Annotated in this window: 20 protein-coding genes and 1 tRNA gene; 6 read left to right on the forward strand and 15 right to left on the reverse strand. The window is 72.0% G+C overall.

The genetic code is table 11. The annotated features are described in order from the left end of the window. Positions 1-23: 23 nt before the first annotated feature. Complete coding sequence (locus OHS71_RS21355; RefSeq protein ID WP_328480978.1) at positions 24-266, forward strand: SGM_3592 family protein; 243 nt, start codon at positions 24-26, stop codon at positions 264-266. A 281-nt stretch (positions 267-547) separates the two neighbouring features. Beyond that, positions 548-633: transfer RNA gene (locus tag OHS71_RS21360), tRNA-Ser, on the forward strand. Positions 634-1,000: 367 nt separating this feature from the next. Here the strand turns inward: OHS71_RS21360 and OHS71_RS21365 are convergent. From OHS71_RS21365 to OHS71_RS21405, 9 genes are all read right to left on the reverse strand, one after another. Next, a complete protein-coding gene (locus OHS71_RS21365; protein WP_328480979.1) occupies positions 1,001-1,807 on the reverse strand; it encodes an HAD family hydrolase in 807 nt (268 codons plus the stop codon). Beyond that, positions 1,804-3,081, reverse strand: a complete 1,278-nt coding sequence (serS, locus tag OHS71_RS21370; protein WP_328480980.1) for a serine--tRNA ligase — start codon at positions 3,079-3,081, stop codon at positions 1,804-1,806. Before serS ends, OHS71_RS21365 begins: the two co-directional genes overlap by 4 nt. Positions 3,082-3,688: 607 nt before the next feature. Further along, complete coding sequence (pheA, locus tag OHS71_RS21375) at positions 3,689-4,621, reverse strand: prephenate dehydratase (RefSeq protein WP_328480981.1); 933 nt, start codon at positions 4,619-4,621, stop codon at positions 3,689-3,691. 89 nt (positions 4,622-4,710) lie between these two features. Next, on the reverse strand, positions 4,711-6,018 hold the full coding sequence (gene efeB, locus OHS71_RS21380) for an iron uptake transporter deferrochelatase/peroxidase subunit (protein ID WP_328480982.1): 1,308 nt from the start codon (positions 6,016-6,018) through the stop codon (positions 4,711-4,713). An 8-nt stretch (positions 6,019-6,026) separates the two neighbouring features. Next, positions 6,027-8,075: a copper resistance CopC/CopD family protein gene (locus tag OHS71_RS21385; protein WP_328480983.1), complete on the reverse strand. Its 2,049-nt coding sequence runs from the start codon at positions 8,073-8,075 to the stop codon at positions 6,027-6,029. 13 nt (positions 8,076-8,088) lie between these two features. Further along, the gene (locus tag OHS71_RS21390) at positions 8,089-8,577 is read right to left on the reverse strand and encodes a copper chaperone PCu(A)C (protein WP_398150557.1); all 489 of its coding nucleotides are present in this window, start codon (positions 8,575-8,577) and stop codon (positions 8,089-8,091) included. Further along, entirely contained in the window at positions 8,574-9,224 is a 651-nt protein-coding gene (locus OHS71_RS21395; protein WP_328480984.1) for an SCO family protein, read from the reverse strand. Before OHS71_RS21395 ends, OHS71_RS21390 begins: the two co-directional genes overlap by 4 nt. Positions 9,225-9,364: 140 nt before the next feature. Further along, complete coding sequence (locus OHS71_RS21400) at positions 9,365-10,123, reverse strand: YcnI family copper-binding membrane protein (RefSeq protein WP_328480985.1); 759 nt, start codon at positions 10,121-10,123, stop codon at positions 9,365-9,367. 124 nt (positions 10,124-10,247) lie between these two features. Beyond that, positions 10,248-11,135, reverse strand: coding sequence for a hypothetical protein (locus tag OHS71_RS21405; protein ID WP_328480986.1), 888 nt, complete (start codon positions 11,133-11,135; stop codon positions 10,248-10,250). Positions 11,136-11,379: 244 nt separating this feature from the next. Here OHS71_RS21405 and OHS71_RS21410 point away from each other — a divergent pair, with 244 nt between their 5' ends. Further along, positions 11,380-11,841: an ATP-binding protein gene (locus tag OHS71_RS21410; protein WP_328480987.1), complete on the forward strand. Its 462-nt coding sequence runs from the start codon at positions 11,380-11,382 to the stop codon at positions 11,839-11,841. 120 nt (positions 11,842-11,961) lie between these two features. Here OHS71_RS21410 and OHS71_RS41365 read toward each other — a convergent pair whose 3' ends face one another. Further along, positions 11,962-12,216, reverse strand: coding sequence for a hypothetical protein (locus OHS71_RS41365; RefSeq protein WP_443046996.1), 255 nt, complete (start codon positions 12,214-12,216; stop codon positions 11,962-11,964). Positions 12,217-12,335: 119 nt separating this feature from the next. Between OHS71_RS41365 and OHS71_RS21420 the strand changes: the two genes are divergently transcribed. After that, entirely contained in the window at positions 12,336-13,169 is an 834-nt protein-coding gene (locus OHS71_RS21420; protein ID WP_328480988.1) for a triphosphoribosyl-dephospho-CoA synthase, read from the forward strand. Between the two features lie 166 nt (positions 13,170-13,335). Here the strand turns inward: OHS71_RS21420 and OHS71_RS21425 are convergent, their stop codons facing one another. From OHS71_RS21425 to OHS71_RS21440, 4 genes are all read right to left on the reverse strand, one after another. Then, complete coding sequence (locus OHS71_RS21425; protein ID WP_328480989.1) at positions 13,336-14,598, reverse strand: MFS transporter; 1,263 nt, start codon at positions 14,596-14,598, stop codon at positions 13,336-13,338. A 378-nt stretch (positions 14,599-14,976) separates the two neighbouring features. Further along, a complete protein-coding gene (gene pdxR, locus OHS71_RS21430; protein WP_328480990.1) occupies positions 14,977-16,353 on the reverse strand; it encodes a MocR-like pyridoxine biosynthesis transcription factor PdxR in 1,377 nt (458 codons plus the stop codon). A gap of 116 nt (positions 16,354-16,469) precedes the next feature. Beyond that, positions 16,470-17,963: an aminopeptidase P family protein gene (locus OHS71_RS21435; protein ID WP_328480991.1), complete on the reverse strand. Its 1,494-nt coding sequence runs from the start codon at positions 17,961-17,963 to the stop codon at positions 16,470-16,472. A gap of 92 nt (positions 17,964-18,055) precedes the next feature. Then, positions 18,056-19,573, reverse strand: coding sequence for a PP2C family protein-serine/threonine phosphatase (locus tag OHS71_RS21440; protein WP_328484586.1), 1,518 nt, complete (start codon positions 19,571-19,573; stop codon positions 18,056-18,058). Positions 19,574-20,097: 524 nt separating this feature from the next. Here OHS71_RS21440 and OHS71_RS21445 point away from each other — a divergent pair. Continuing rightward, positions 20,098-20,763: a bifunctional DNA primase/polymerase gene (locus OHS71_RS21445; RefSeq protein WP_328480992.1), complete on the forward strand. Its 666-nt coding sequence runs from the start codon at positions 20,098-20,100 to the stop codon at positions 20,761-20,763. A 56-nt stretch (positions 20,764-20,819) separates the two neighbouring features. Further along, positions 20,820-21,395 carry a hypothetical protein gene (locus tag OHS71_RS21450; RefSeq protein ID WP_328480993.1) on the forward strand — a complete coding sequence of 192 codons (576 nt, stop codon included), beginning with the start codon at positions 20,820-20,822 and terminating at the stop codon, positions 21,393-21,395. Between the two features lie 277 nt (positions 21,396-21,672). Here the strand turns inward: OHS71_RS21450 and OHS71_RS21455 are convergent, their stop codons facing one another. Continuing rightward, positions 21,673-22,638 carry a DUF5926 family protein gene (locus tag OHS71_RS21455; protein ID WP_328480994.1) on the reverse strand — a complete coding sequence of 322 codons (966 nt, stop codon included), beginning with the start codon at positions 22,636-22,638 and terminating at the stop codon, positions 21,673-21,675. Positions 22,639-22,652: the final 14 nt, after the last annotated feature.

The raw sequence follows: 22,652 nt of genomic DNA on the forward strand, positions 1-22,652 counted from the left end.
CGGACAGGGCTGGGAGGACGGGGATGGCGGACGACGAACCGGTGAGCGGCGGTCGCGAGCGGTCCGGGGACGAGGTCCGGAACGGCCTCGTCCTGGACGAGGACTTCATACGGGCCGCCGAGACGTCCGAACCGTCCGCCCGGGCCCGGATGCTGGCCGCACGCTGGCGCGCGGAGGCACCCGAGCCGCAGCCCTGGCGGGCCGACGAGCCGCCCGCGGGCTGGTTCTTCAGCAAGGCCCGACGACGCAGGTGGCGCCGCCGGTGACTCCGCCCGGCATCGCCGTTCGTACGGCTGTTTTATTCGGTGGCGCCCAACTTGTCCTGCGGGCACAGTGGTTGTACGCGCAGCGCCGGAAGGGATCCGGTGCCACAGACCGGGAGAGGAGCGCGACGATGCCCATGCACGGCAGTCCGTCGAGTTCCCTTCAGGGCAGCCGGCGGCGGGTCGCGGAGTAGTTACGCCTCCGTCGGACCCGCACCGCAGGGGAGCTGCCCGGGGCGGCCGCTTCGAGCACGCGATGTCGCTCTCGCGTGGGCCGCCCACCCGGAGGATTGGCCGAGAGGCAAGGCACCGGCTTGCTAAGCCGTGGTCGGGGGTTTCCCCCGCGCACGTTCGATCCGTGCATCCTCCGCGAGGCGTTGTCACTGGGACTTGGCGGGTTTTGTGCCGAGGGTGAGTTTTCGGGCTCGCGTCAGCCGGCGCGAGCACTGGTGTGACCGGGTGACCGGGTGATCGGTACCGGTGGCTGTACGGGTGCGGGTGCGTCGTGGCTGGTCGCGCAGTTCCCCGCGCCCCTGATCGCCTGCGGCGATCGGTGGCCGCGGGGTGCTGTGTTCCTGATTGCCTGGCGCGAGGCGTATGCCTCACCCTGCACAGCCCGCAAGCCCGCAAGCCCGCAAGCCCGCAAGCCCGCAAGCCCGCAAGCCCGCAAGCCCGCAAGCCCGCAAGCCCGCAAGCCCGCAAGCCCGCAGCGTCGAGACGTCGTCGGCTGAGGTCGCTCAGGTGGGCAGGAGGGGTTCCAGAACGGTGGCGATGCCGTCCTCGTCGTTGGAGGCGGTCACCTCGTCCGCCACGGCCTTGAGTTCCTCGTGGGCGTTGGCCATGGCTACGCCCCGGGACGCCCAGGCGAACATGGGGATGTCGTTGGGCATGTCACCGAAGGCGATGGTGTCGGCGGCTTTCAGGCCCAGGCGGCGGGCCGCCAGGGAGAGCCCCGTCGCCTTGGAGAGGCCCAGAGGGAGCAGTTCCACGATGCCCGCGCCGGCCATCGCGACCGTGACGAAGCCGCCCGCGGCCCGCCGGGCCGCCTCGGCCAGCGCGTCGTCCGAAAGCTTCGGATGCTGTATGTAGATCTTGCTCAGCGGAGCCGACCAGAGATCGGACGCATCGGTGAACGGAGTCGTCGGCAGGGTTCCCGCGAGCGCGTAGCCGGGGCCGACCAGCACATCCCCGTCCAGGCCGTCACGGCTCGCCGCCAGGTACAGCGGGCCGACCTCCGCCTCGATCTTGGCCAGCGCCACCCCGGCCAGCTGCCTGTCCAGGGTCACCGAGGTCAGCAGGCGGTGCGAGCCGGCGTCGTAGACCTGGGCACCCTGGCCGCAGACCGCGAGGCCGTCGTAGCCGAGGTCGTCGAGGATGTGCCGGGTCCACGGCACCCCGCGGCCCGTCACCACGATGTGCGCGGCGCCCGCCGCGGTGGCCGCGGCGAGGGCGTCACGGGTGCGCCCGGAGATCGAGTCGTCGGAGCGCAGAAGTGTTCCGTCGAGGTCGGTGGCGATGAGCCGGTAGGGGAAAGCGGCGGTCACTTGGCCACCGGCTCCAGAACCTCACGGCCGCCGAGGTAGGGGCGCAGCACCTCGGGCACGTACACGGAACCGTCGGCCTGCTGGTGGTTCTCGAGGATCGCGACGATCGTGCGCGGAACGGCGCACAGCGTGCCGTTGAGCGTGGCCAGCGGGCGTACCTGCTTGCCCTCCCGGACGCGGATCGACAGCCGGCGGGACTGGAACTCGGTGCAGTCCGAGGTCGAGGTCAGCTCGCGGTACTTGCCCTGGGTCGGGATCCACGCCTCGCAGTCGAACTTGCGGGCGGCCGAGGAGCCGAGGTCACCGGAGGCGACGTCGATGACCCGGAACGGCAGCTCCAGCGCGGAGAGCCACTGCTTCTCCCACGCCAGCAGGCGCTGGTGCTCGGCCTGCGAGTCCTCGGGCGTGACGTACGAGAACATCTCGACCTTGTCGAACTGGTGGACGCGGAAGATGCCCTTGGTGTCCTTGCCGTGCGAGCCGGCCTCGCGGCGGAAGCACGGCGAGAAGCCCGCGTAGCGCAACGGCAGCCGGTCCGCGTCGATGATCTCGTCCATGTGGTACGCGGCCAGGGGGACCTCGGAGGTGCCGACCAGGTAGAGGTCGTCCTTGTCGAGGTGGTAGACGTCCTGGGCCGCCTGGCCGAGGAAGCCGGTGCCCGCCATGGACTGGGGGCGGACCAGCGCCGGGGTCAGCATCGGCGTGAAGCCGGCGGCGGTGGCCTGGGCGATCGCCGCGTTGACCAGGGCCAGCTCCAGCAGGGCGCCGACGCCGGTGAGGAAGTAGAAGCGGGAGCCGGAGACCTTCGCGCCGCGCTCGACGTCGATCGCGCCGAGGATCTGGCCGAGCTCCAGGTGGTCCTTGGGCTCGAAGCCCTCGGCGCCGAAGTCGCGGATCGTGCCGTGCGTCTCGAGGGTGACGAAGTCCTCCTCGCCGCCCACGGGCACGTCGGGGTGCACGAGGTTGCCGAGCCGCTGGAGCAGCTCCTGGGTCTCGGTGTCGGCGGCGTCGCGCTCGGCGTCGGCGGCCTTGACGTCGGCGGCGAGCTGGCTCGCCTTCTTCAGCAGCTCGGCCTTCTCATCCGCGGAGGCCTTGGGGATGAGCTTGCCGAGCGCCTTCTGCTCGGCGCGCAGCTCGTCGAAGCGGACGCCGGACGACCTGCGCCGCTCGTCGGCGGAGAGGAGGGAGTCGACGAGCGCGACGTCCTCTCCACGGGCACGCTGGGAAGCGCGCGCACGGTCGGGGTCCTCACGGAGCAGGCGAAGGTCAATCACGCGGCCAAGGCTACCCGTGCGGGGTTCCGGCTTACGACACCATTACCCACCGGGCGCGGACGGTCACGAATCTTGGCTTACGTTGCGTTATGTGTGAATTGCCCAACGTGTCAATAAAAAGCGTCTCACTCCCCGGGACGGGGCATGTGGCGGGCGTCTCATTGACTCGATTCCCTTGCGCCGGAGGGGACTTGGAGCAGTTGTTGTCCACAGGTGCCTGCACTCCGATAACAGTTATCCACAGGGTGTGCGAAAGATCTGTGGATATTGGAATTGATCATTCCGATACCGCCGTATGAGGTGGTCATTTCCTTGGTCAAACCCGCCTCGGTCCCCCTTTCGAGTGGAAATGGGCCTCCCGGGGGATGGATCGAGGGGAACAGCTGGACGAGGGGTGGGTCCGGGGGTGGGGGTCGCGATGGGGCGCCATAGGGCGATTTGTCGACTGGATGGCACTTCGTTGTCGACTTGTCCCCAGGTCGAGAAGCGAGCCTGTGGATAACTTCTGTGGATAACGAAGATGTGCAGCTAGCACCGGCCGCGCGGACCGACCGCAACGGCTCCGCCCGAGGGCCGGCGCGGTCTCCGGGGTCGTCCGGAGTCGCGCCTAGAACCGGCCGTCCTGGCAGCGCGCCACCCAGTCCGACGCCGCCACGAACTCCCCGTCCGAGGTGCCGGGCAGCGGTGCGTCCACGTCCGTCGCGCTCACGTCCGCACGTGGGTACGAGCCCAGGAAGCGGACCTCGCGGCAGATCCGCTTCAGCCCCATGAGCGCCTCGGCCATCCGGCGGTCGGAGATGTGTCCCTCGGCGTCGACGCAGAAGCAGTAGTTGCCGATACCTGCGCCCGTCGGACGTGACTGGAGCAGCATGAGGTTGACGCCCCGGGTGGCGAACTCGCCCAGCAGGTCGCGCAGGCCACCGGGATGGTCGTCACGCTGCCACAGCACGACGGACGTCTTGTCCGCGCCGGTCGGCGCCGCGGGCCGGGCAGGCCTGCCCACCAGCACGAACCGGGTCTGGGCGTTCTCGGCGTCGTGGATCTCGGTCTCCAGGGCGGTCAGCCCGTACCGGGTGGCCGCGAACTCGCCCGCGAAGGCGGCGTCGTAACGGCCCTCCTGGACCAGCCGGGCGGCGTCCGCGTTCGAGGCGGCCGACTCCCAGACGGCTTCCGGCAGGTTCGCCTTCAGCCAGTTGCGCACCTGCGGCTGCGCGGCCGGATGCGCGGAGACCGTCTTGATGTCCGTGAGCTTCGTGCCGGGACGGACCAGCAGCGCGAAGGTGATCGACAGCAGCACCTCGCGGTAGATCATCAGCGGGGTGCCCGCGACCAGCTCGTCCAGGGTCGTGGTGATGCCGCCCTCGACGGAGTTCTCGATGGGCACGAACGCGGCCTCGGCCTCGCCGGTGCGCACCGCGTCGAGCGCGGACTGCACCGACACGTACGGGATCAGCTGCCGGGTGGCCGCCTCCGGAAGCGTGCGCAGGGCGACCTCCGTGAAGGTGCCCTCGGGGCCGAGATACGCGTAGCTCGCTGGCATGACCTCACCCTAATGGCCCTTGCCGAAGCAGGCGTACGTGTCTCATGACAGCCCCTCGCAGGAATGAATCCGCACGACTGGGCGTGACCTCACGCCTCCAGCAGCCGCTGCCCCACGTACTCCCCCTCGGCCGCCCCGCCCGGCACCGCGAAGAGGCCGCTCGACTCGTGGCGGATGTACGTCGACAGGGCGTCGCCGCGGTCCAGTTTGCGTTGCACGGTGACGAAGCCGCGCAGCGGGTCCGCCTGCCAGCAGACGAACAACAGTCCCGCGTCCGGGGTGCCGTCCGGATCGATGCCGTCGTGGTAGGAGAAGGGCCGCCGCAGCATGGCCGCTCCGCCGTTCTGGTCGGGGCGGGTGATGCGGGCGTGCGCGTTGATCGGGACAACCAGATCGCCGTTGGCGTCGGTCTTCTCCAGGTCCATCTCGGTCGTCTCGCCGCCTCCGGACAGTGCCGCGCCGTCGGACTTGCGGCGTCCGATGACCTGCTCCTGCGCCTTGACCGGCAGTTTCTCCCAGTCGTCGAGAAGCATGCGGATGCGGCGTACGACGGCGTAGGAGCCGTCGGCCATCCACGCCGGGTCCTTCGGGCTGTCCGCCGGGACGAAGATGCGCTGGTCGAAGTCGGAATCGGACGGCTTGGGATTGCGGGTGCCGTCCATCTGGCCCATCAGATTGCGGGCCGTCATGGGATGGGCGGTGGCGCCCGGTGTCCGGTTGAAGCCGTTCATCTGCCAGCGGATCTTCGCCGCGCTGCCCGCGTCCTTCTGGATCGCGCGCAGGGCGTGAAAGGCCACCAGGGCGTCGTTCGCGCCGATCTGCACCCACAGGTCGCCGTTGCTGCGTGTCCTGTCGAGGTGGTCGGAGGAGAAGTCGGGGAGCGGGTCCAGGGCGACCGGACGTTGTTTCTCCAGGCCGGTGCGGGCGAAGAAGGTGTTGCCGAAACCGAAGGTCACCGTCAGCGAGCAAGGACCGGCGTCCCTGGCCACATCAGAGTCACCGGTCGCGACGGCTTCGCCTGCCATCAGCCGCCGGGCCGTCTCCGACCAGCGGCGCAGCAGCGCGGCGGCCTCCTTGCGCCCCGCACCTGCCGCGAGATCGAAGGCGACGAGATGACCGCGGGCCTGGAGGCCCTGGGTGATCCCGGGCTGATGTTTCACGTGGAACATCGCCTCGTCGGAACCGATCGAGGAGAGCGGCGTCGTCGGCGAGGGAGCGGCCGTGTAGCCGACGGCACCGCCGACCGCGCCGAGTGCGAGCCCGGTGGCGCCTGCGGTGCCGAGCAGCCTGCGTCGTGTCAGACCCTCGGAAGAGGGGGTTTCCGAGGGGACACCTGCTTCTGCTTCCCCGGAGGTACGGGCCTCGGGAAGGGCCTGCGGAGTGGACTGGTCGGGCATGGTGCGGTTCAGCCGATCTGCGCGTTCTTGGAGACGGTCACCTGGTCGATGTCGGAGGTCCGGACGGTGACGGCGATGGTCCACTCGCCGGCCAGGGGGATCTGCACGCCGTTCGCCGACCAGTGGCCGGTGGTGATGTGGTCGGGGACGACGGGCAGCGGCCCGATCTTCTTGGCCTCGAGGGTGAAGGCGACCTTCACCTCGGGTACGTCGAAGGCGCGGCCGTTGGGCCGGGTCACGTACACGTGCATCTCGTTCGCCCCGGCACGCGCCGGGTCGAAGTCGACGCTGACCACGCCCTTGCCGTCCGTGCCGCCGGTGTCGAACGACATGTCCAGTGTGAGGGCGCCCGACGTGGAGTCCGCCGCGGAGGACGAGGAAGAGGGACGGTTGGCCCTGGCGGCGTCCTGCTCGGTCCGCCCGGGTTCGGTCGACGTCAGGACGGTGGTCACGGCGAGCACCACGACGGCGACGCCGGCCTCGGCGAGCACCGACCGGCGCAGTCCGAAGCGGTGGGTGTCGGAGTCCCGCAGCCGCTTCTCCCGGGTGGCGTCGACAGCGGCCTGCTGCCGGGCGAGCTGTGCGGCCCGCTCGGCGCTTCCCGGGCCCTTCCCGCTTCCCGACACGGACTTGGCGCTTCCCGACCCGGTTCCGTCGCTCGTGGAGCCGGTCACGGTGTCGCCGGACGCCTGCTCGGCGGTGCCGCCGGTCCCGGCCGATGCCGTGACGCGTTCCTTCTCCTGCGCCGACTCCTGTACCGCCTCCCCGGCCGGTGTGTCCGCCAGCCGTGCCGTCCACCGGCGCGAGATCCACGCGATGCCGACGAGCAGCGCCACGAGCCCGATCTTGACGAGCAGCAGCTGGCCGTAGCCGGTGTCGGTGAAGGCGGACCAGGAGCCGAGCTGGCGCCAGGACTGGTAGGTGCCGGTGGCGACCACGACGAGGACACTGCCGAAGGCCAGCCGGGAGAAGCGGCGGGCCGCCGTGCTGTCGACGGGCCGGTCCGCGGGCGCCCGGTAGAGCGCGACGAGGAGCGCGGCGAGCCCGCCGAGCCAGGTTGCGACGGCGAGCAGGTGCAGCACGTCGACCGGCATCGCGATGCCCGGCTGAAGTCCGGTCGAGGCGTGCTCGGCCATGGCCCAGCTGGCCGCGAGCCCGGCGGCGACGACGGTCCCGCCGATGGCGAGTCCGAAGGTGAGGTCACGCTTGTCGTCGCCCTCGCCCGCATCGGACGGTGGGGGCGCTGCGTCGTCGTTCACGGTGGCGGTGGCAGAGGGGCGGGCGTACGCGCCGAAGAGCACGGCGATGAACAGCGCGGCCGCGGCGAGCAGCAGCAGCCGGGACACCAGGGCCGCGCCCGTCTTGGTCTGTAGGACCTCCCCGAGGAGGCCGAGGTCGAAGATGTCGCCGACCTTGCCGGAGGTCGTGTAGGAGCCTCGCAGGAGCAGCAGGAACAGGGTGGCCCCGGTCATCGCGAGCCAGCCGGAGACTACGAGCCGCTGGAGCGCGCGCACCCCGCTGCCGCGCTGCCAGCAGGCCAGCACGAAGGCGGCCCCGCCCACCAGCACGATGAATCCGGCGTACGACAGGTATCGGCCGAAGCCGTAGAGCCCGCCGACGACACCACCGCCGGCTGCCTGGTCGGACACCGAGACGCTGGTCGCGGAGGGGGAGCCGATGGAGAAGGTGTAGGCGCCGGCGACGGGGTGGCTGTCGGCGGACACCACCTGGTAGGTCACGGTGTAGGTGCCGTCGGGCAGCCCCGAGTGCAGTTGCACGGCGTAGGTCGTGCCGCTGAGCTCGGACGGCTTGCCGGTGTCGACCCGGGTGCCCTTGGGGTCCAGGACGCGCAGCGAGTCGTCGTTCATCGAGACGGTCTCGGAGAAGGTCAGCGAGACCTGCGTGGGTGCCTTGTCGACCACCACCCCCTGCGCGGGGTCGCTGCCGGTCAGCGCGGCGTGCGCGGATGCGGGCCCGGCGCCGGCCAGGAGTGCGCCGGTGACTGCCAGGAACAGCAGTACGAGCATCCGGACGCGGGGGGCGATGGTCTGCGTCAAGGTGGTCCCTCCCTCAGTGGCCGGTCTGCGGGTTGTACGTGGCGGACTCCACCGGGATCTCGACCTCGACGGGGTCGGACGCGGCGAAGTGCAGTCGGACGGTCACTTTCTCGCCCAGCACCGGCTTGCTCTTCAGCTTCTCGAACATCAGGTGGTTTCCGCCGCTCTTGAACACGAGTTGACCGTGTGCGGGCACGTCCAGGGACGCGACCTCCTCCATCGACGAGCCGACGGTCTCGTGGAGGGTGACGCTGCCCGCCGCGGTACTGGTGACGGAGGTCAGCTCGTCCTTCGCGCCGCCCTCGTTGACGATGGTCAGGAAACCGGCGGCCATGGTGTCGGAGACGGGCTGCGGGATGTAGGCGGCCCGGACGGACAGTTCGGCCCGCCCGTCGGAGCCGGACCCGCATCCCGCGAGCAGCAGCGCGCCGGTGATCACCGCGAGGGGCACGCTGCGCAGTCGCGGGGGCCGTACCGGAATCACGGGTGGTATGCGCCTCACGGGTTCTCGCCCTTGACGATCTTGGGGAGGTCCTTGGTGTAGTCGTCGACGGTGGCCTCTTCGTCGAACAGGAGGTACCCCGCGTCCGTCTTCGGCGAGAAGGCGATGACCTGGGTGCCGTGGGTGGAGACGATCTTGCCGTTCTTGTCCTTGTGGGGTGCCTCGACGGAGATGCCGAGGGCGTAGGCGGCGGCCTGGATGGTGGCGAACTTCCCGCTCAGGCCGACGACCTGCGGATCGATGCCCTTGAGCCACTTGCCGAGGGCGGCCGGGGTGTCGCGGTCCGGGTCGGTGGTGACGAACACGACGCGCAGGTCGTCCTGCTCGGCCTTGGGCAGCTGCTTCTTGGCGACGGCGATGTTGTTCATCGTCAGCGGGCAGACGTCGGGGCAGTTGGTGTAGCCGAAGTAGATCAGCGTCGGGTGGCCCGCGGTCTCCTTGCGCAGGTCGTAACTCTTGCCCTGGGTGTCGGTGAGGACCAGGCCGGGCTTGGTGAAGGGCTGGTCGAGCACGGTCACGACCCGCTGCTTGCCGTCCTCGGAGACCGCGGCGACGGGGCTGCTGCCGCTGTCGTCGCCGCCGCACGCGGAGAGGGTGAGGGTGGCGGCGGCGAACAGCGCGGCCACGGCGAACGTCTTCTTGCGCATAGAAAAATGTCCCAGATGTGTGAACTCGGGTGCGCACCGGGGGTCCGGGGCGGGGTGTCCGTAAGGGCGTACGGCCCCGGTGCGCACCGTCGAGGAGCATGCGCCGGGCGGCGGTCGGCCGCCCGGCGCGGGAAGTGGGCTCAGGCGTCGGCCGTGGTGCGACGGCGGCCGGCGAGCACTCCGTACGCCACACCGGCGGCGCCGACGACGATGCCGACCACGCCGAGGACCCGGGCGGTCGTGTCGGTGCCGCCGGAGTCGGAGGCGGCCTCGGTGGTGGCGGCGGCCGCTTCGGCGTCGTCGGACTTGTCGGAGGCGTCCTCGGCGCTCGCGCCGTGGTGCCCGTCCTCGGAGGCGGCGCCCAGGGCGAGCACGGGGGCCGGGTTCTCGGGCTCCTCCGCGCCGTCCTTCTGGACCTCGATCCAGCGCACGACCTCCTTGTTGGAGTACGTCTGGATCGCCTTGAAGACGAGTTCGTCGGCGTCCTCGGGGAGCGCGCCGACGGAGACCGGGAACTTCTGGAAGTAGCCGGCCTCGATGCCCTTGCCGGTGGCGGTCCAGGTGATCTTGGAGACGGCCTCGGAGATCTGCTTGCCGTGCAGCTCGATGGGCTTGGCGAGCTTCGACTTGGTCACGTCGATCTTCCAGCCGTTGATCGGCTCTGGCATCGCGGAGGCCAGCGGGTGGTCGGCCGGGAAGGCGACCTCGAGCTTGGTGGTCGAGGCGTTGTCGCGCTCGTTGGGGACCTTGAAGTCGACGACCGCGTAACCGCCCTTGGCTGCGGTGCCCTCGGCGGCGACGCTGACGTGCGCGAAGGCGGGCGAGGACAGGACGAGAACGGCGGAACCGGCGACGGCAGCGGCGGCGGCGACGCGGGAGGCGATACGAGAGGCCTTCATGAAAGCGAGCACTCCACTCTGAGTGAATCTGCGGGTGGGAGAGGCGTGGGCACGAAAGGTGCGCACGCGCGCGTGCCGCACGACGGCGGCCGCCCCCCGGTGGTGGAGTGCTGGTCGTGTCGCGTCAGGCAGCGAGGTCGAGAACGGCCGTGGCCGGCGGTCCGCGTCTGATCACCGAGTGCTGGAGTGCGGCGGTGCGGGGGGCGGGCGTCGCCGGCAGGGTGGTGCGCGGGACGCGCGGTTGCGCCCCGGGGGCGGTGGGCAGCCCGGAGAGCAGGGCACGCACCAGCGCGAGCGCCCCGCGCAGGGAGCGTACGAGCGCCCCCTCGGCGACGCCGTGTGCCGACAGGGCGAGCAGCCGCAGCAGGGCGGTGTCGCCGCGCCGCAGGAGCCACCCGGCGGCGACGGCCGCGAGGACGTGCCCGAGCAGCATGGGCAGGGACGGCAGCAGCGACATCGACGAGCCGGCGGGCGCCAGCGCGTCCGCGGCATGGTGCGACGTGGAACCCATCCCGCTCATGCCGCTCATGTCCGTACCGGCGCCGGCGGTGTCGCCGCCGCTCGGGTAGAGCCGCGCGTCGACGAGGATCTTCTGGGCCTGGGCGGGGCTGATCGCCGCCGCCGTTGCCCCGCACACCAGCCGGGTCGCCCGTTCGACGAGCGTGGCGTCGGACAGGGCCGACGACGCGGTGGACACGGAGGCGGAAACCGAACGGGCGGCCGAGGCGGAGACGGAAGCGCTGTGCTGGCCGAGTCCGAACAGCGTGTGCAGCAGGGACTGCCCCACCGCGAGCAGTCCCGCGATACCCGGCAGCGACCGCTCGCGTCCGGCGAGTGGCGCCACGACCGCGAGGACGCCAAGGAAGCCCGCGCCCACCGTCCACAGCGGAACCGTGGCGCAGGAGGCCATGGTGTGCCCGGCGGCGGCCAGCACGACGCAGACCGCGGCGAACACCGCGGCCCGCAGCAGCCGTAGATCGCGACTCGCGCGTTCGCTGTGGGGGGCAGACATGGCGGGCTCATCATCGCACTGGCTTCACCACGGTCATACGGCAGGTCCACAAGGTTTGCGTACGATGCGGAAGATCACCTTCTGTGATGACTGGTGCGAATGATGACCCCTGATTCCTACATACACCGTTTTCAGGGCTGCGTGCATCCCCCATATGGGCGGCATCACGTGGAATTCACGCTTACAGAGGGCTTCCAGGGGCAATACGTATCGGTATGTCGAGCCGCAGCCAGGAGGCTGGAGCATGAGCATCTGGTGGTCACTCCATCTGCGGCGCGAAGCCGCGAGCGTTCCGCTCGCCCGCCGCCTGCTGCTCGGCACCATGGAGACGGCGGGCGTCGATCCCGACGTCAGTTACGACCTCTCCGTCGCGCTGAGCGAGGCCTGCGCCAACGCCGTCGAGCACGGCGGCGACACCGCGCACGGCGGCTGTTCGGAGGCCTACCGCGTCACCGCCTACCTCGACGGTGAGACATGCCGCATCGAAGTGGCCGACTCCGGGCCGGGGTTCACCGGCGGGCGCACGCCGCGCGTCGACCGCTCCGCCCGCAGCGACACCTATGCCGAGCAGGGCCGGGGCCTCTACCTCATCCAGGAACTCGCCGACCACGTCCACATCGGCAACAAGCCGGGACGCAGCGGCGCGGTGGTGAGCTTCGACAAGATCCTCAAGTGGCGCAAGGACGCTCCCCTCATGGCGGTCTGACCGGTCGTCGACTCCGGTCGGCCCGGGTGTCCCCGACGGGCCGGGACTCCGGCCTATCAGGGTGCGCACCAGCCGTCAGGCAAGCGGGAGTTCGGCTTCCGCAGCACTCACAGGTCCCTCTCAGCGTTCCCCCATGCCGCTGACGGGTGGCGTTCCTACGTTCATGTCCATGACGGGAAACCACCAGGACACCCCCCTCATTCGGCGTCGCGCCCTCGCGGTGGCCGGCGGCACGGCCGCGGCCGGCGGACTCGTCTTCGCCGGGTACCAGTCGGCCTTCGCCGGCACGGTCGCGGACGACGGGACGAGCGCCTCGTCGTCCGTCACCTCCACCTCGACGAGCAGCAGCCGTATGACTTTGATGACGAGCGTCACCGAAGGGCTACCGCCTCGACGGCGCCTTGGTGCGCAAGGGCATCACCGAGGAGACGCCCCCACAGGCGCTCCGCCGAGCGACGCCCCGTCGGGCCTCCGCCTCCTCATAGGGTCGGTACATGACAAGTCGTGAGGACGAGGCGCTCGCGCAGGCCGCGGTGGCCGCGCTGACCGGGCAACTGGCCCTGGCCCCCAAGCCGGGCCTGCCCGACCCACGCGACCTGGCCGCCCGCGTCACCCGCAGGGACCACCGGGGGCTGCGCTGGTCGGCCAAGGCGCTCGCACCCGGCCTCGCGGCGATGGCCGCGGCCGCCCGCCGCACCGGTGAGCCCACGCCGCGGCTCCGCGCGGAGCTGGGCGCGATCGGGAGGTGCACCGAGCACTCGGTGGGCCTAGCGGGCGGCGGGCACCGGGGTGCGCTGTGGACGCTCGGTCTGCTCGTGGCGGCGGCCGCCCTCGACACCCGCGCGCGGGGCGTCGAGGTCGCCGCGACCGCCAAGCGCATCGCGGCCCACCCCGACCGGGCCGCTCCACGGCGGCCCTCGCGGGGCGCGACGGTCTCGGCGAAGTACGGCGCGGCCGGCGCCCGCGGCGAGGCACGCGCCGGATTCCCGCACGTACGACGGGCCCTGGACGCGCTCGCTGCGGCCCGCTCGGCCGGTGCGGACGAGCCCGAGGCCCGTCTCGACGCCCTGCTCACCGTCATGTCCACCCTCCAGGACACCGAACTCCTGCACACCGCGGGCCCGCTGGGACTGCGCCATGTCCAGTCCGGCGCCCGCGGCATCCTGGAGGCGGGCGGCACGGCGACCCCCGCGGGCCGCGCGGCCCTCGACGACCTGGACACCGACCTCCACGCGCGCGCGTGGAGCCCACGCGGCAGCGCCGGCCTCCTGGCTGGCGCACTCTTCGTCGACTCCCTGCCGGTCCTCGCGCTCACCCGGGCGGCTTGACGGGACGTCGGCGGCAGGGAGAGCGGGAGAGCGGGAGAGCGCGAGGGCGGAAGACCGGGGCGATCGGGGAGCCGAGCGGTCCGCACGGCCCTCGGTCGGTCACCGGTGGTGCGCGGTCGAACACCTGGCCCGGGCACTCGGCCGGTGCCGCTCCGCTGCGGCGCCGTCAGCCGACCGGGATCAACCCCGCCGCCGGCTCCGTCCGCTTGGCGGCGGCCCGCCGGGCCGCCGGGCCCATCGCGTACGACGCCGCGACCATCGCCGCGCCCAGCAGCAGCCAGCCGGGCGTCCCCCACTCGACCAGCAGCCAGGTCAGGACCAGCGGGCCGAGGGTGCGGGCCACCGTGACCCCGGTGCCGAACAGCCCCTGGTACTCGCCGACGCGGTCGGCCGGAGCCAGGTCGAAGGAGAGCTGCCAGGAGCCCGCGGACTGCCCCATCTCCGCCGCCACCTGAAGCACCGAACCCAGCACCAGCACGCCCGCCGCCACCCACGGTGAGGCACCCGCCGACAGGGCGAACACCGCGCACGCGGCGCACATCACCCAACCCGCACGGCGCACCGCGCGCGTGGCGCTCGCCAGCCCGGTCACACCACGCGCCGCCCGCACCTGGAACACCGTCACCGCGGCGGTGTTGAGCACGAACAGCGCGGACACCAGCCAGGCGGGCGCCCCCGTCCGCTCGGTGATCCACAGCGGCAGCACGAGACTGAGCAGCGGCATCCGCAGCAGCAGCACGGTGTTCAACAGCGCCACGAGGGAGTACGGCCGGTCCCGCAGCACCCCCAGGCCGCTCCCGCGCGGACGGACACCCCCGGGAGTCACCCGGGGCAGCCCGGCGAGCAGCAGCGCGCACCCCAGGAAACTCACCGCGTCGACCACGAACACCCCGAGGTAGGCCGCCCGGGTCCCGGAGTGCAGCGCGAGCCCGCCGAGTCCGGCGCCCACCGCCAGACCCGCGTTCAGCGTCGCCTGGAGCCGTGCGAGCAGGCCCGTCCGCTCCCCGGCGGGCACCAGGGCGGCCAGCAGCGCCTGCCTGGCCGCCGCGAGCCCCGACTGCGCGGCGGCGTACCCGCACGCCACGAGGACGAACGGGACGAACCCGCGCACGAGGGTGAAGGACGCCACCGCGAGCCCGGTGGCGAGCGCCAGCAGCACCGCCGTCCCGCGCGCCCCACGCCGGTCGGCCAGCCGCCCCAACGGCACCCCGGCCAGCGAACCGACGGCCCACCCGAGGGTGAGCCCGAGCCCTACGCGCGCGGGCGCGAGACCGATCACCTGGGTGAAGTACAGGGCGGACGTCGTGTAGTACGCGCCGTCACCGACCGAGTTGCTCAACTGGGCCAGAGCGAGCAGACCCTGCGGCGAGGTCCGCCGCGAGGGACTCTGCTGCGGGGGAGTCTTGCTCGGGGGAGTCTTCGTCGTCATAGGGACGACGCTAGGGACCCGGTGGGCCTCCGGGCAGCACCACTCGGACCACCTTTCCTTGGCCCAATTCAGGCCGCCCGGCCGCCCCGACCTGACGGCCCGGACCGGGTGGCCCGGACCGGGTGGCCCGACTTGACGGCCCCGACCGCCGCCCCGACCTGACGGCCCGGACCGGGTGGCCCGACCTGACGGCTCCGACCGCCGGCCCGACCTGACGGCCCGGACCGGCCGCTGTCCGAGGCCGCCGCTGACCGCCGCCGCCACAGCATCCCCCGCCACAGCAGCGTCCCCGCCGCCGCACCGGCCGTCGCCGGGGCACCGGCCGCCGCGGCCGTCGGCCAGGGCACCGGCCGTCCACGTGCCGCCGACCAGGCCCCTTCAGCCGCCGTCCAGCACCTTCACCAGCGCCTCCAGTGCCTCCGGGTACATCCGTTCCCGGGGTGTGCCGTAGCCCACCACCAGCCCCTGCGCTCGGGTGTCCGGGCCCTCGGCGGGGTCGTGCCAGTGCTCGCCGAGGCGGCCCACCGCGAGCCCTTCGGCCTCCGCGCGCGCGTGCACCTCGGCCTCGTCGTCGACCTCCACCAGCGCGTGCAGCCCGGCCGCGATCCCGCGCACGCCCCTGCGTGTCCCGAGCCGGTCCAGGAGCAGGTCCCTGCGGCGGCGGTAGCGCAGCCGACACGCGCGTACATGACGGTCGTAGGCGTGGCTGCCGATCAGCTCCGCGAGCGCGAGCTGCCCGATGGACTCGGTGTGGTGGTCGCTGTGCAGCTTGGCGTCCGCGACGACGTCCACCAGCCGCGGCGGCAGGACCATCCAGCCGAGCCGCAGCGCGGGCCCGAGCGTCTTGGAGGCGGTGCCCAGATAGACGACCTGCCCCGGGGCCATTCCCTGGAGCGCGCCGACGGGCTGCCGGTCGTAGCGGAACTCCCCGTCGTAGTCGTCCTCGACGATCAGCGCGTCACGCGCGCGTGCCCATTCCGTCAGCGCCCGTCGCCGGCCCGGGTGCAGTGTCACGCCGGTCGGGTACTGGTGCGCGGGCGTGACGACCACGGCTCCGGCGTCGCCCAGTTCACCGACGCGCACCCCGCGCTCGTCGACCCGCACCGGCGCCACGGTCCCGCCGTTGCGCCGTACGACCTCCCGGTGGAAGGGCAGCCCCGGGTCCTCCATCGCGATACCGGCGCCGCCCAGCACGCGCGTGAGGAGAGCGAGGCCCTGCACGTACCCGGAGGTGATCACGATCCGTTCCGGCGGCGCGATGACGCCCCGCGCCCGCCCCAGGTACCCCGACAGCGCGGAGCGCAGTTCGATGCGGCCGCGCGGGTCGCCGTAGTCGTACGCCAGTGAGGGCGCCGTCGCGATGGCCCGGCGCAGCGCCCGCAGCCAGGCCGAGGCCGGGAACGCCCCGACGTCCGGGCTGCCGGGCCGCAGATCGAAACGTGGCTCACGCGTGCGTGCGGCGGCGCCCGGCGGTTCGGCGGCGAGGGACGGCAGGGCCGCCACCCGGGTGCCCGAACCCTGCTGCGCCGCGAGATAGCCCTCGGCGACGAGTTGGTCGTAGGCGGCCTTCACCGTGTTGCGCGAGATGCCGGTCTCGGCCGCGAGCCGCCGGGTGGCCGGCAGCCGGCTCCCGGGCGCCAGCCGCCCCTCCCGTACGGCGTCCCGCAGAGCCCGCTCCAGCCCGGCCCGCCGCCCCTCGGCGGCATCCGGCTCCAGATGCAGGTCGACGCCGACACCGGACCAGAAGTCGTTCACGCAGTCCCCCTAGGCAGAAGTCCCCCGGACGGCCGTCACACCGGGCCCGAGCGCACAGGCCCCTCGGACAGGTCGATGGCCGGGTACCACCGGTACCCGGCCATCGATCGGCGATGTCAGCCCTTGAGCGAGGTCATCCAGGCCTCGACCTCGTCGGAGCGGCGCGGCAGCCCGTCCGACAGGTTCCGGTTGCCGTCCTGGGTGACGAGGATGTCGTCCTCGATCCTGACGCCGATCCCCCGGTACTCCTCGGGCACCGTCAGGTCGTCGGCCTGGAAGTACAGCCCGGGCTCGACCGTGAGCACCATGCCCGGCTCCAGCGTCCCGTCGACGTAGGACTCCACGCGCGCGGCGGCGCAGTCGTGGACGTCCATGCCGAGCATGTGACCGGTGCCGTGCAGCGTCCAGCGGCGCTGGAGGCCGAGCTCCAGGACCCGCTCGACCGGGCCCTCGACCAGACCCCACTCGACGAGCCGCGCGGCCAGCACGCGCTGTGCGGCGTCGTGGAAGTCGCGGTACTTGGCGCCCGGCCTGACGGCCTCGATACCGGCCTCCTGGGCCTCGTACACGGCGTCGTAGATCTTCTTCTGGATCTCGCTGAAGCGGCCGTCGACGGGCAGGGTTCGGGTGACGTCGGCGGTGTAGTACGTGTGCGTCTCCACGCCCGCGTCCAGCAGCAGCAGGTCGCCGGAGCGGACCGGGCCGTCGTTGCGGACCCAGTGCAGTGTGCAGGCGTGCGGCCCGGCGGCGGCGATGGTGCCGTAGCCGACGTCGTTGCCTTCCACCCGCGCGCGGAGGAAGAACGTGCCCTCGATGTAGCGCTCGCTGGTCGCCTCGGCCCGGTCGAGGACCTTCACGACGTCCTCGAAGCCGCGGACCGTGGAGTCGACGGCCTTCTGGAGCTCGCCGATCTCGAAGTCGTCCTTGATCAGCCGGGCCTCGGAGAGGAAGACGCGCAGTTCGGCGTCGCGTTCCGCGGTGACCTTGTCGGTCAGGGCCGCCTCGATACCGGCGTCATGGCCGCGCACGACCCGTACCGGGCCGCTCGCCTCGCGCAGCCTGTCCGCCAGCTCGCGCACGTCGGAGGCGGGGATGCCGTACAGCTGCTGCGCCTCGGTGAGCGAGTGCCGGCGGCCGACCCACAGCTCGCCCTGACCCGACAGCCAGAACTCGCCGTTCTCGCGGTCGGAGCGCGGCAGCAGGTAGATCGTCGCCTTGTGGCCGTCGGCCTCGGGCTCCAGGACGAGGACGCCGTCCTCCGTCTGGTTGCCGGTGAGGTACGCGTACTCGACGGAGGCGCGGAAGGCGTACTCGGTGTCGTTCGAGCGGGTCTTCAGGTTGCCCGCGGGGATCACCAGGCGCTCGCCCGGGAAGCGCGCGGAGAGCGCGGCGCGGCGGGCGGCGGTCTCCGCGGCCTGGGCGATCGGCTCCAGGTCACGCAGCTCCGTGTCCGCCCAGCCGGACTTCATGCTCTCGGCCAGCTCGTCGGACACGCCCGGGTACAGGCCGTTCTTCCGCTGCTTGAGGGGCTCCTCGGACTCTGTCTCCGGGCCCGCTGCGGTGGCAGCGTCATCCGGCACAGCCGGGGTGAGCTCGTCGGCCACGGTCATCCTCCTAGATATGGCACTGGACCCCCTCCATCGTACGGTCGTACGTAAGGGGGTCCGGAGCCGAAGGACCTGTCACGGCTTGTTATGGCCGCTCACTCGAAGCGGGCCGCCAGCAGCACCACGTCCTCGTCGCTGTCCCGTTCGTCCGCTCCGTCCGGCAGGAGCGTGCGCAGCACGTGGTCGGCGATCGCCCCGGGGTCGTGCCGCAGGGGTCTGGGGACCCCGGCCGCGGCCGCGTGCAGCCGGGCGAAGGCGCGGTCGGCGGGGTCGCCGGTGCGGTGCAGCAGGCCGTCGGTGTAGAGCAGAACCGTCTCGCCGGGCTCGGCTTCCACCTCGACGCTCGGCGCCTCCCAGCACGCCAGCATGCCCAGCGGGGCGGAGACGGTGGTCTCGACGAACTCCGTGCGCCGCTCACCGACCAGCAGCGGCGGGCAGTGCCCGGCGCCGGCCAGGGTGATCTTGCGCAGGGCGGGCTCGCAGTACGCGAACAGGGCGGTGGCGGACCGCGCGGGCTCGGTGAGCCGCAGCAGCAGTTCCAGGTCGGACAGGACCGCGACGGGGTCCTCGCCCTCCATCACGGCGTACGCCCGCAAGGAGGCGCGCAGCCGGCCCATCGCGGCGACCGCGCTCGGCCCGGACCCGGTGACGGACCCGACGGCGAGCCCCAGGGCTGCGTCCGGCAGTGGCAGCGCGTCGTACCAGTCGCCGCCTCCGCGCGGCCCGGTCCGGTGCCGGGCGGTGAGCTGGACGCCGGGCACGCGCGGCAGGCGGGAGGGGAGCAGCTCCTCGGTCATCGTCTTCATGCACGCGCGTGTGCGTTCGATCTCCAGCAGCCGGGCCAGGTGCTCGGCTGCGTACCGGACGTACAGGCCGACCAGGTGGCGCCGGCGCTCACCCGGTTCGGCGGGTTCGTCGTAGAGCCACACGGCCGCGCCCAGGCGGCCCGGAGCGCCGTCCGCCTTCAGGGGCAGCGCGTAGCTGGCGGCGTAGCCCAGACGGGCGGCCACCTCCCGGTGGCGGGGGTCCAGGCCGTCCTCCGCGAACAGGTCGGGCTCGGCGATCTCCCCCTCGCCGCCGGGCAGCCCTTCGAGGATGCGGCCGTACGAGAGGGCGCTGCGCGGCACGGTCTCGATGTGCCCGAGGTCGGCGCGGCCGAGGCCCAGGCCGATCATGGTGTCCGGTCCGAGCCGGTCGGAGGGTTCGAGGACGACGAGACCGCGCCGGGCCCCCACGAGGGCGGACCCGGCGCGCAGCAGCTCCTGGAGGGCGTCCGGCAGTGTGTCCGTGCGGGTCAGGCGTTCGGTGAGTTCGTGCAGGGTGGTGAGGTCGGAGACCCAGCCGGCGAGCCGGTCGGTCAGCAGGGCTCCGGGGCCGGAGGAGGCCGCAGGAACCGCCGGGGCGCCCGGGGATACGGGCGCGGGCGCGACAGTGTGTGCGGGCGAGGGAACCGTTGAATCGATTCCAGCCACTTTCGGAGGGTGAGGGGCGTTCATGGCGTCCGGCTCTCGGACCGGAGCGTATTGCTCAAAAGCATCGCAAACCCCCATGTCATTCTGCGCCGCTAGCGGTGTCTCCACATGTACACGCACTCGTGAGGGGATGTCCAGCATTGTCCTGTTGGGATTGCTGGTGTCCGTGGGGTCTTTGGGAGAATCGGGCATGGTTCTTCCGGCTCCCTTGCGGAATTGTAAACTTGGCTTAAAACTGCCTCGGGTAACGGGTGATTGCGGTCGACTGGGCTTGCTCCACGGAGCGTCACAACGGTCGTGATGGGTACGTACTCGGTAAGGGCCAGGGGTCGTCGGGAGCTCGTAGGGAGCCTCCCGGAACCTGGTGACCGGCCCGGGCGTCATAGTCATCGACGACCGTGCCCCATCCTCCCGTGGCGGAGGCGAAGAGAAATACGTGCGACGTTAAACGCCAGACTTCGCCACCCCACGCCACGCCCAGGCATTAGATGGACGCAAGTCGGACGGAGCGGCCGCGGAAGCGACCACCGCTCGACCCTGACGGGTTCCCCTTGTCTCGTACAGGGGTGTGCTGCGCCATCAGGTACGCACAGTGAAGTGATCTACACATGATGTGATGTGGCCCACGGTGTTGCCAGCGGTGCAACGGAAAGGAACGAGCGCTCATGCGCGAGATCCTCGGAAAGCGACGCAGGCTCCTGTCCCAGTCCAGCGACAGAGGACCTGAGTTGATCGACTCGGCCCTGACCTTCGCGACGGAATGGCAGTGGCCCGTCCTCCCGGGCGTGACGGCGGACCCGCAGGGGCGTTCCCGCTGCGGCTGTCCCGACCCGGAGTGCACGGTCCCCGGTGCTCACCCCTTCGACCCCGGCCTTCTCGCGGCCACCACCGAGGCGCGCATGGTGCGCTGGTGGTGGACCAACCGGCCGGCCGCACCGATCATCCTGGCCACCGGGGGAACGGCCCCCTGCGCGGTCAGCCTCCCCGCCCTTGCGGCCTCGCGGGCACTCGTGGCGCTCGACCGGCAGGGCATCCGCCTCGGCCCGGTCGTCGCCTCGCCCACGCGCTGGTCGTTCCTCGTCCGGCCGTACACGATGGAGCAGCTGGGTGAGCTGCTCTACGCCAAGGATTTCGTGCCCGGCTCCCTGCGCTTCCACGGCGAGGGCGGCTACATCGCCCTGCCCCCGTCGGAGACGGGCGGCGGCGACATCCGGTGGGAGCGCGCGCCACTGCCCGGTTCGGCCTCCCCCTGGGTGCCCGACGTCGAGGCCGTGGTGGACGCCGTCGTGGACGCCCTCACTCGTACGGGTGTGAGCGCGCCCGAGTTGTAGGGGTGTCGGGCGCGCGCCGGACGGGACACCGGCGTTCGCCCTCTATCTTCCGCTACATGAACCTTCGTCTCCTCGCCCTCGGGGGCGCCGTGGCCGGCGCGATCGCGCTGCCTCTGGCCATGGCGTCCGCGGGGCCGGTCGGCGACGAAGGGCGGGTTGCCGGCGAGGCCGTCGCGCGCGCGGCCGTCGAGGCGGCCGGTACGCGGGCCGCCGCCGACGGCGCGGATCCCAAGGCGCCGCCGGCCGAAGCCTCCCGGTCCCCGCTGCTGCTCGGCCTGGGGCTGGCCACCGCCGCCCGGTGCGGTCCCGAACTCTCCTCCCCGGACGGCGTGGAGGCACAGACCTGCGTGCTGTCCCAGGGCGAGGACACCTGGGCGCGCACTTACTACCGCAACGCCACCGGGCGCGCCCTGGAGGCCTTCCTGAGCCTCATGGGGCCCGAGGGGCGCACCGTGCGGACGCGCTGCGCCGTGAGCGCCGAGGACGAGCCGGAATCCTGTGAGACACCCCGTGAACGGACCCGTGGGGACCGGGCGGCCTACACCGCCGTCACGGAATTCGCCCGAGAGGCCGGCGACGGCCCCCTGCTGTTGCGTTCCGGAAGCAACTCCCGTACGGACACGGGCAGTTGAAACGCGACCGCAAAGTGTGAACGCGGCTGGACACGTAAATACCCGGTTGCTGGCGACGGGGGATGCACCAGCAACCGGGCTACTCGAACGGTAACAAGAGATCTGCCTCAAGCAAATTCGATCTCTTGTTTTCATCGGTATTCCGGACACCGGCGGAACAGCGCCTCTGGCGCCGACTCACCTTGCGCGGACGGCAGTTGTGAGGGGTGTCACGTCCTCCGTCAGGTCCGGCGTTACTGACCAGCCGGTCAGTAACGCCGGTTTCCGGCCCGGTGCGTCAGCTGAGTGTGACCTGTCGGTTGGTCAGTCCGCCCCGCGCACGACGCTCGTCGGCGGTCAGCGGCGCGTCCGAGGCCAGGGCGGTGGCGAGCCGCTCGGCGAACTCGGTGGCCGGCTTCTCGATGTCGTCCGCGGTGATCGCGCTCGGCAGGTCCCAGACCGGCACCGTCAGGCCGTGCGCCCGGAAGGAGCCCACCAGGCGCGTGCCCTCCCCGAGGCTGGAACGGCCGGCGGCGTGCAGCCGCGCGAGGGCGTCCAGAAGCTGTTCCTCCGGGTGCGGCATGACCCAGCGCAGGTGGTTCTTGTCCGGCGTCTCGCACCAGTACGCGGCATCCACGCCGGTCAGCTTCACGGTCGGGATCGCCGCGGCGTTCGCCCGCTCGAGAGAGGCGGCCACCTCCGGCGCGGCGTTCTCCGGATCCGGCACCCAGAACTCGAAGCCGCTGTGCACAACTGGCTCGAACGCGCCTTCGGCATCGAGCAGATCCTGCATCCGCGGACCGTCGGCCGGGGCACGGCGCGCCTGCACCGGAGTACCGGGGTCCGCCTCCAGGGCCCGCCGCAGGGTGTCGGCCAGGTCGCGGCTGATGTCGCCCGACGGCGTGTCGTTCTGCAGGCCGAGCAGTACCGAGCCGTCGTCGCGGCGCAGGGCGGGCCAGGCCATCGGCAACACCGTGGCGAGGGTGACCGAGGGGACGCCCTCGGGCAGACCGTCCTTCAGCGTCAGCTCGACCGTGGCGGCCGGCACCAGCTCGCGCAGCGCCACCCAGTCGCCTTCACCCGGCAGGCCCTCGAACGGCCGCTGCACCAGCTCGGTCACGGCATGCGCGGCGGCCCGGCCATGACAGGCCTTGTAGCGGCGGCCGCTGCCGCACGGGCAGGGCTCACGCGCGCCGACGACCGGGATCTCCGCGTCGGTGAGCTGCGGCCGCTTGGCCTTCGTCTGGGGTCGCTTCTTGGCCACTGGGTGTCTCCCGG

It is taken from the genome of Streptomyces sp. NBC_00377 (genome assembly GCF_036075115.1).
GTDB lineage: Bacteria > Actinomycetota > Actinomycetes > Streptomycetales > Streptomycetaceae > Streptomyces.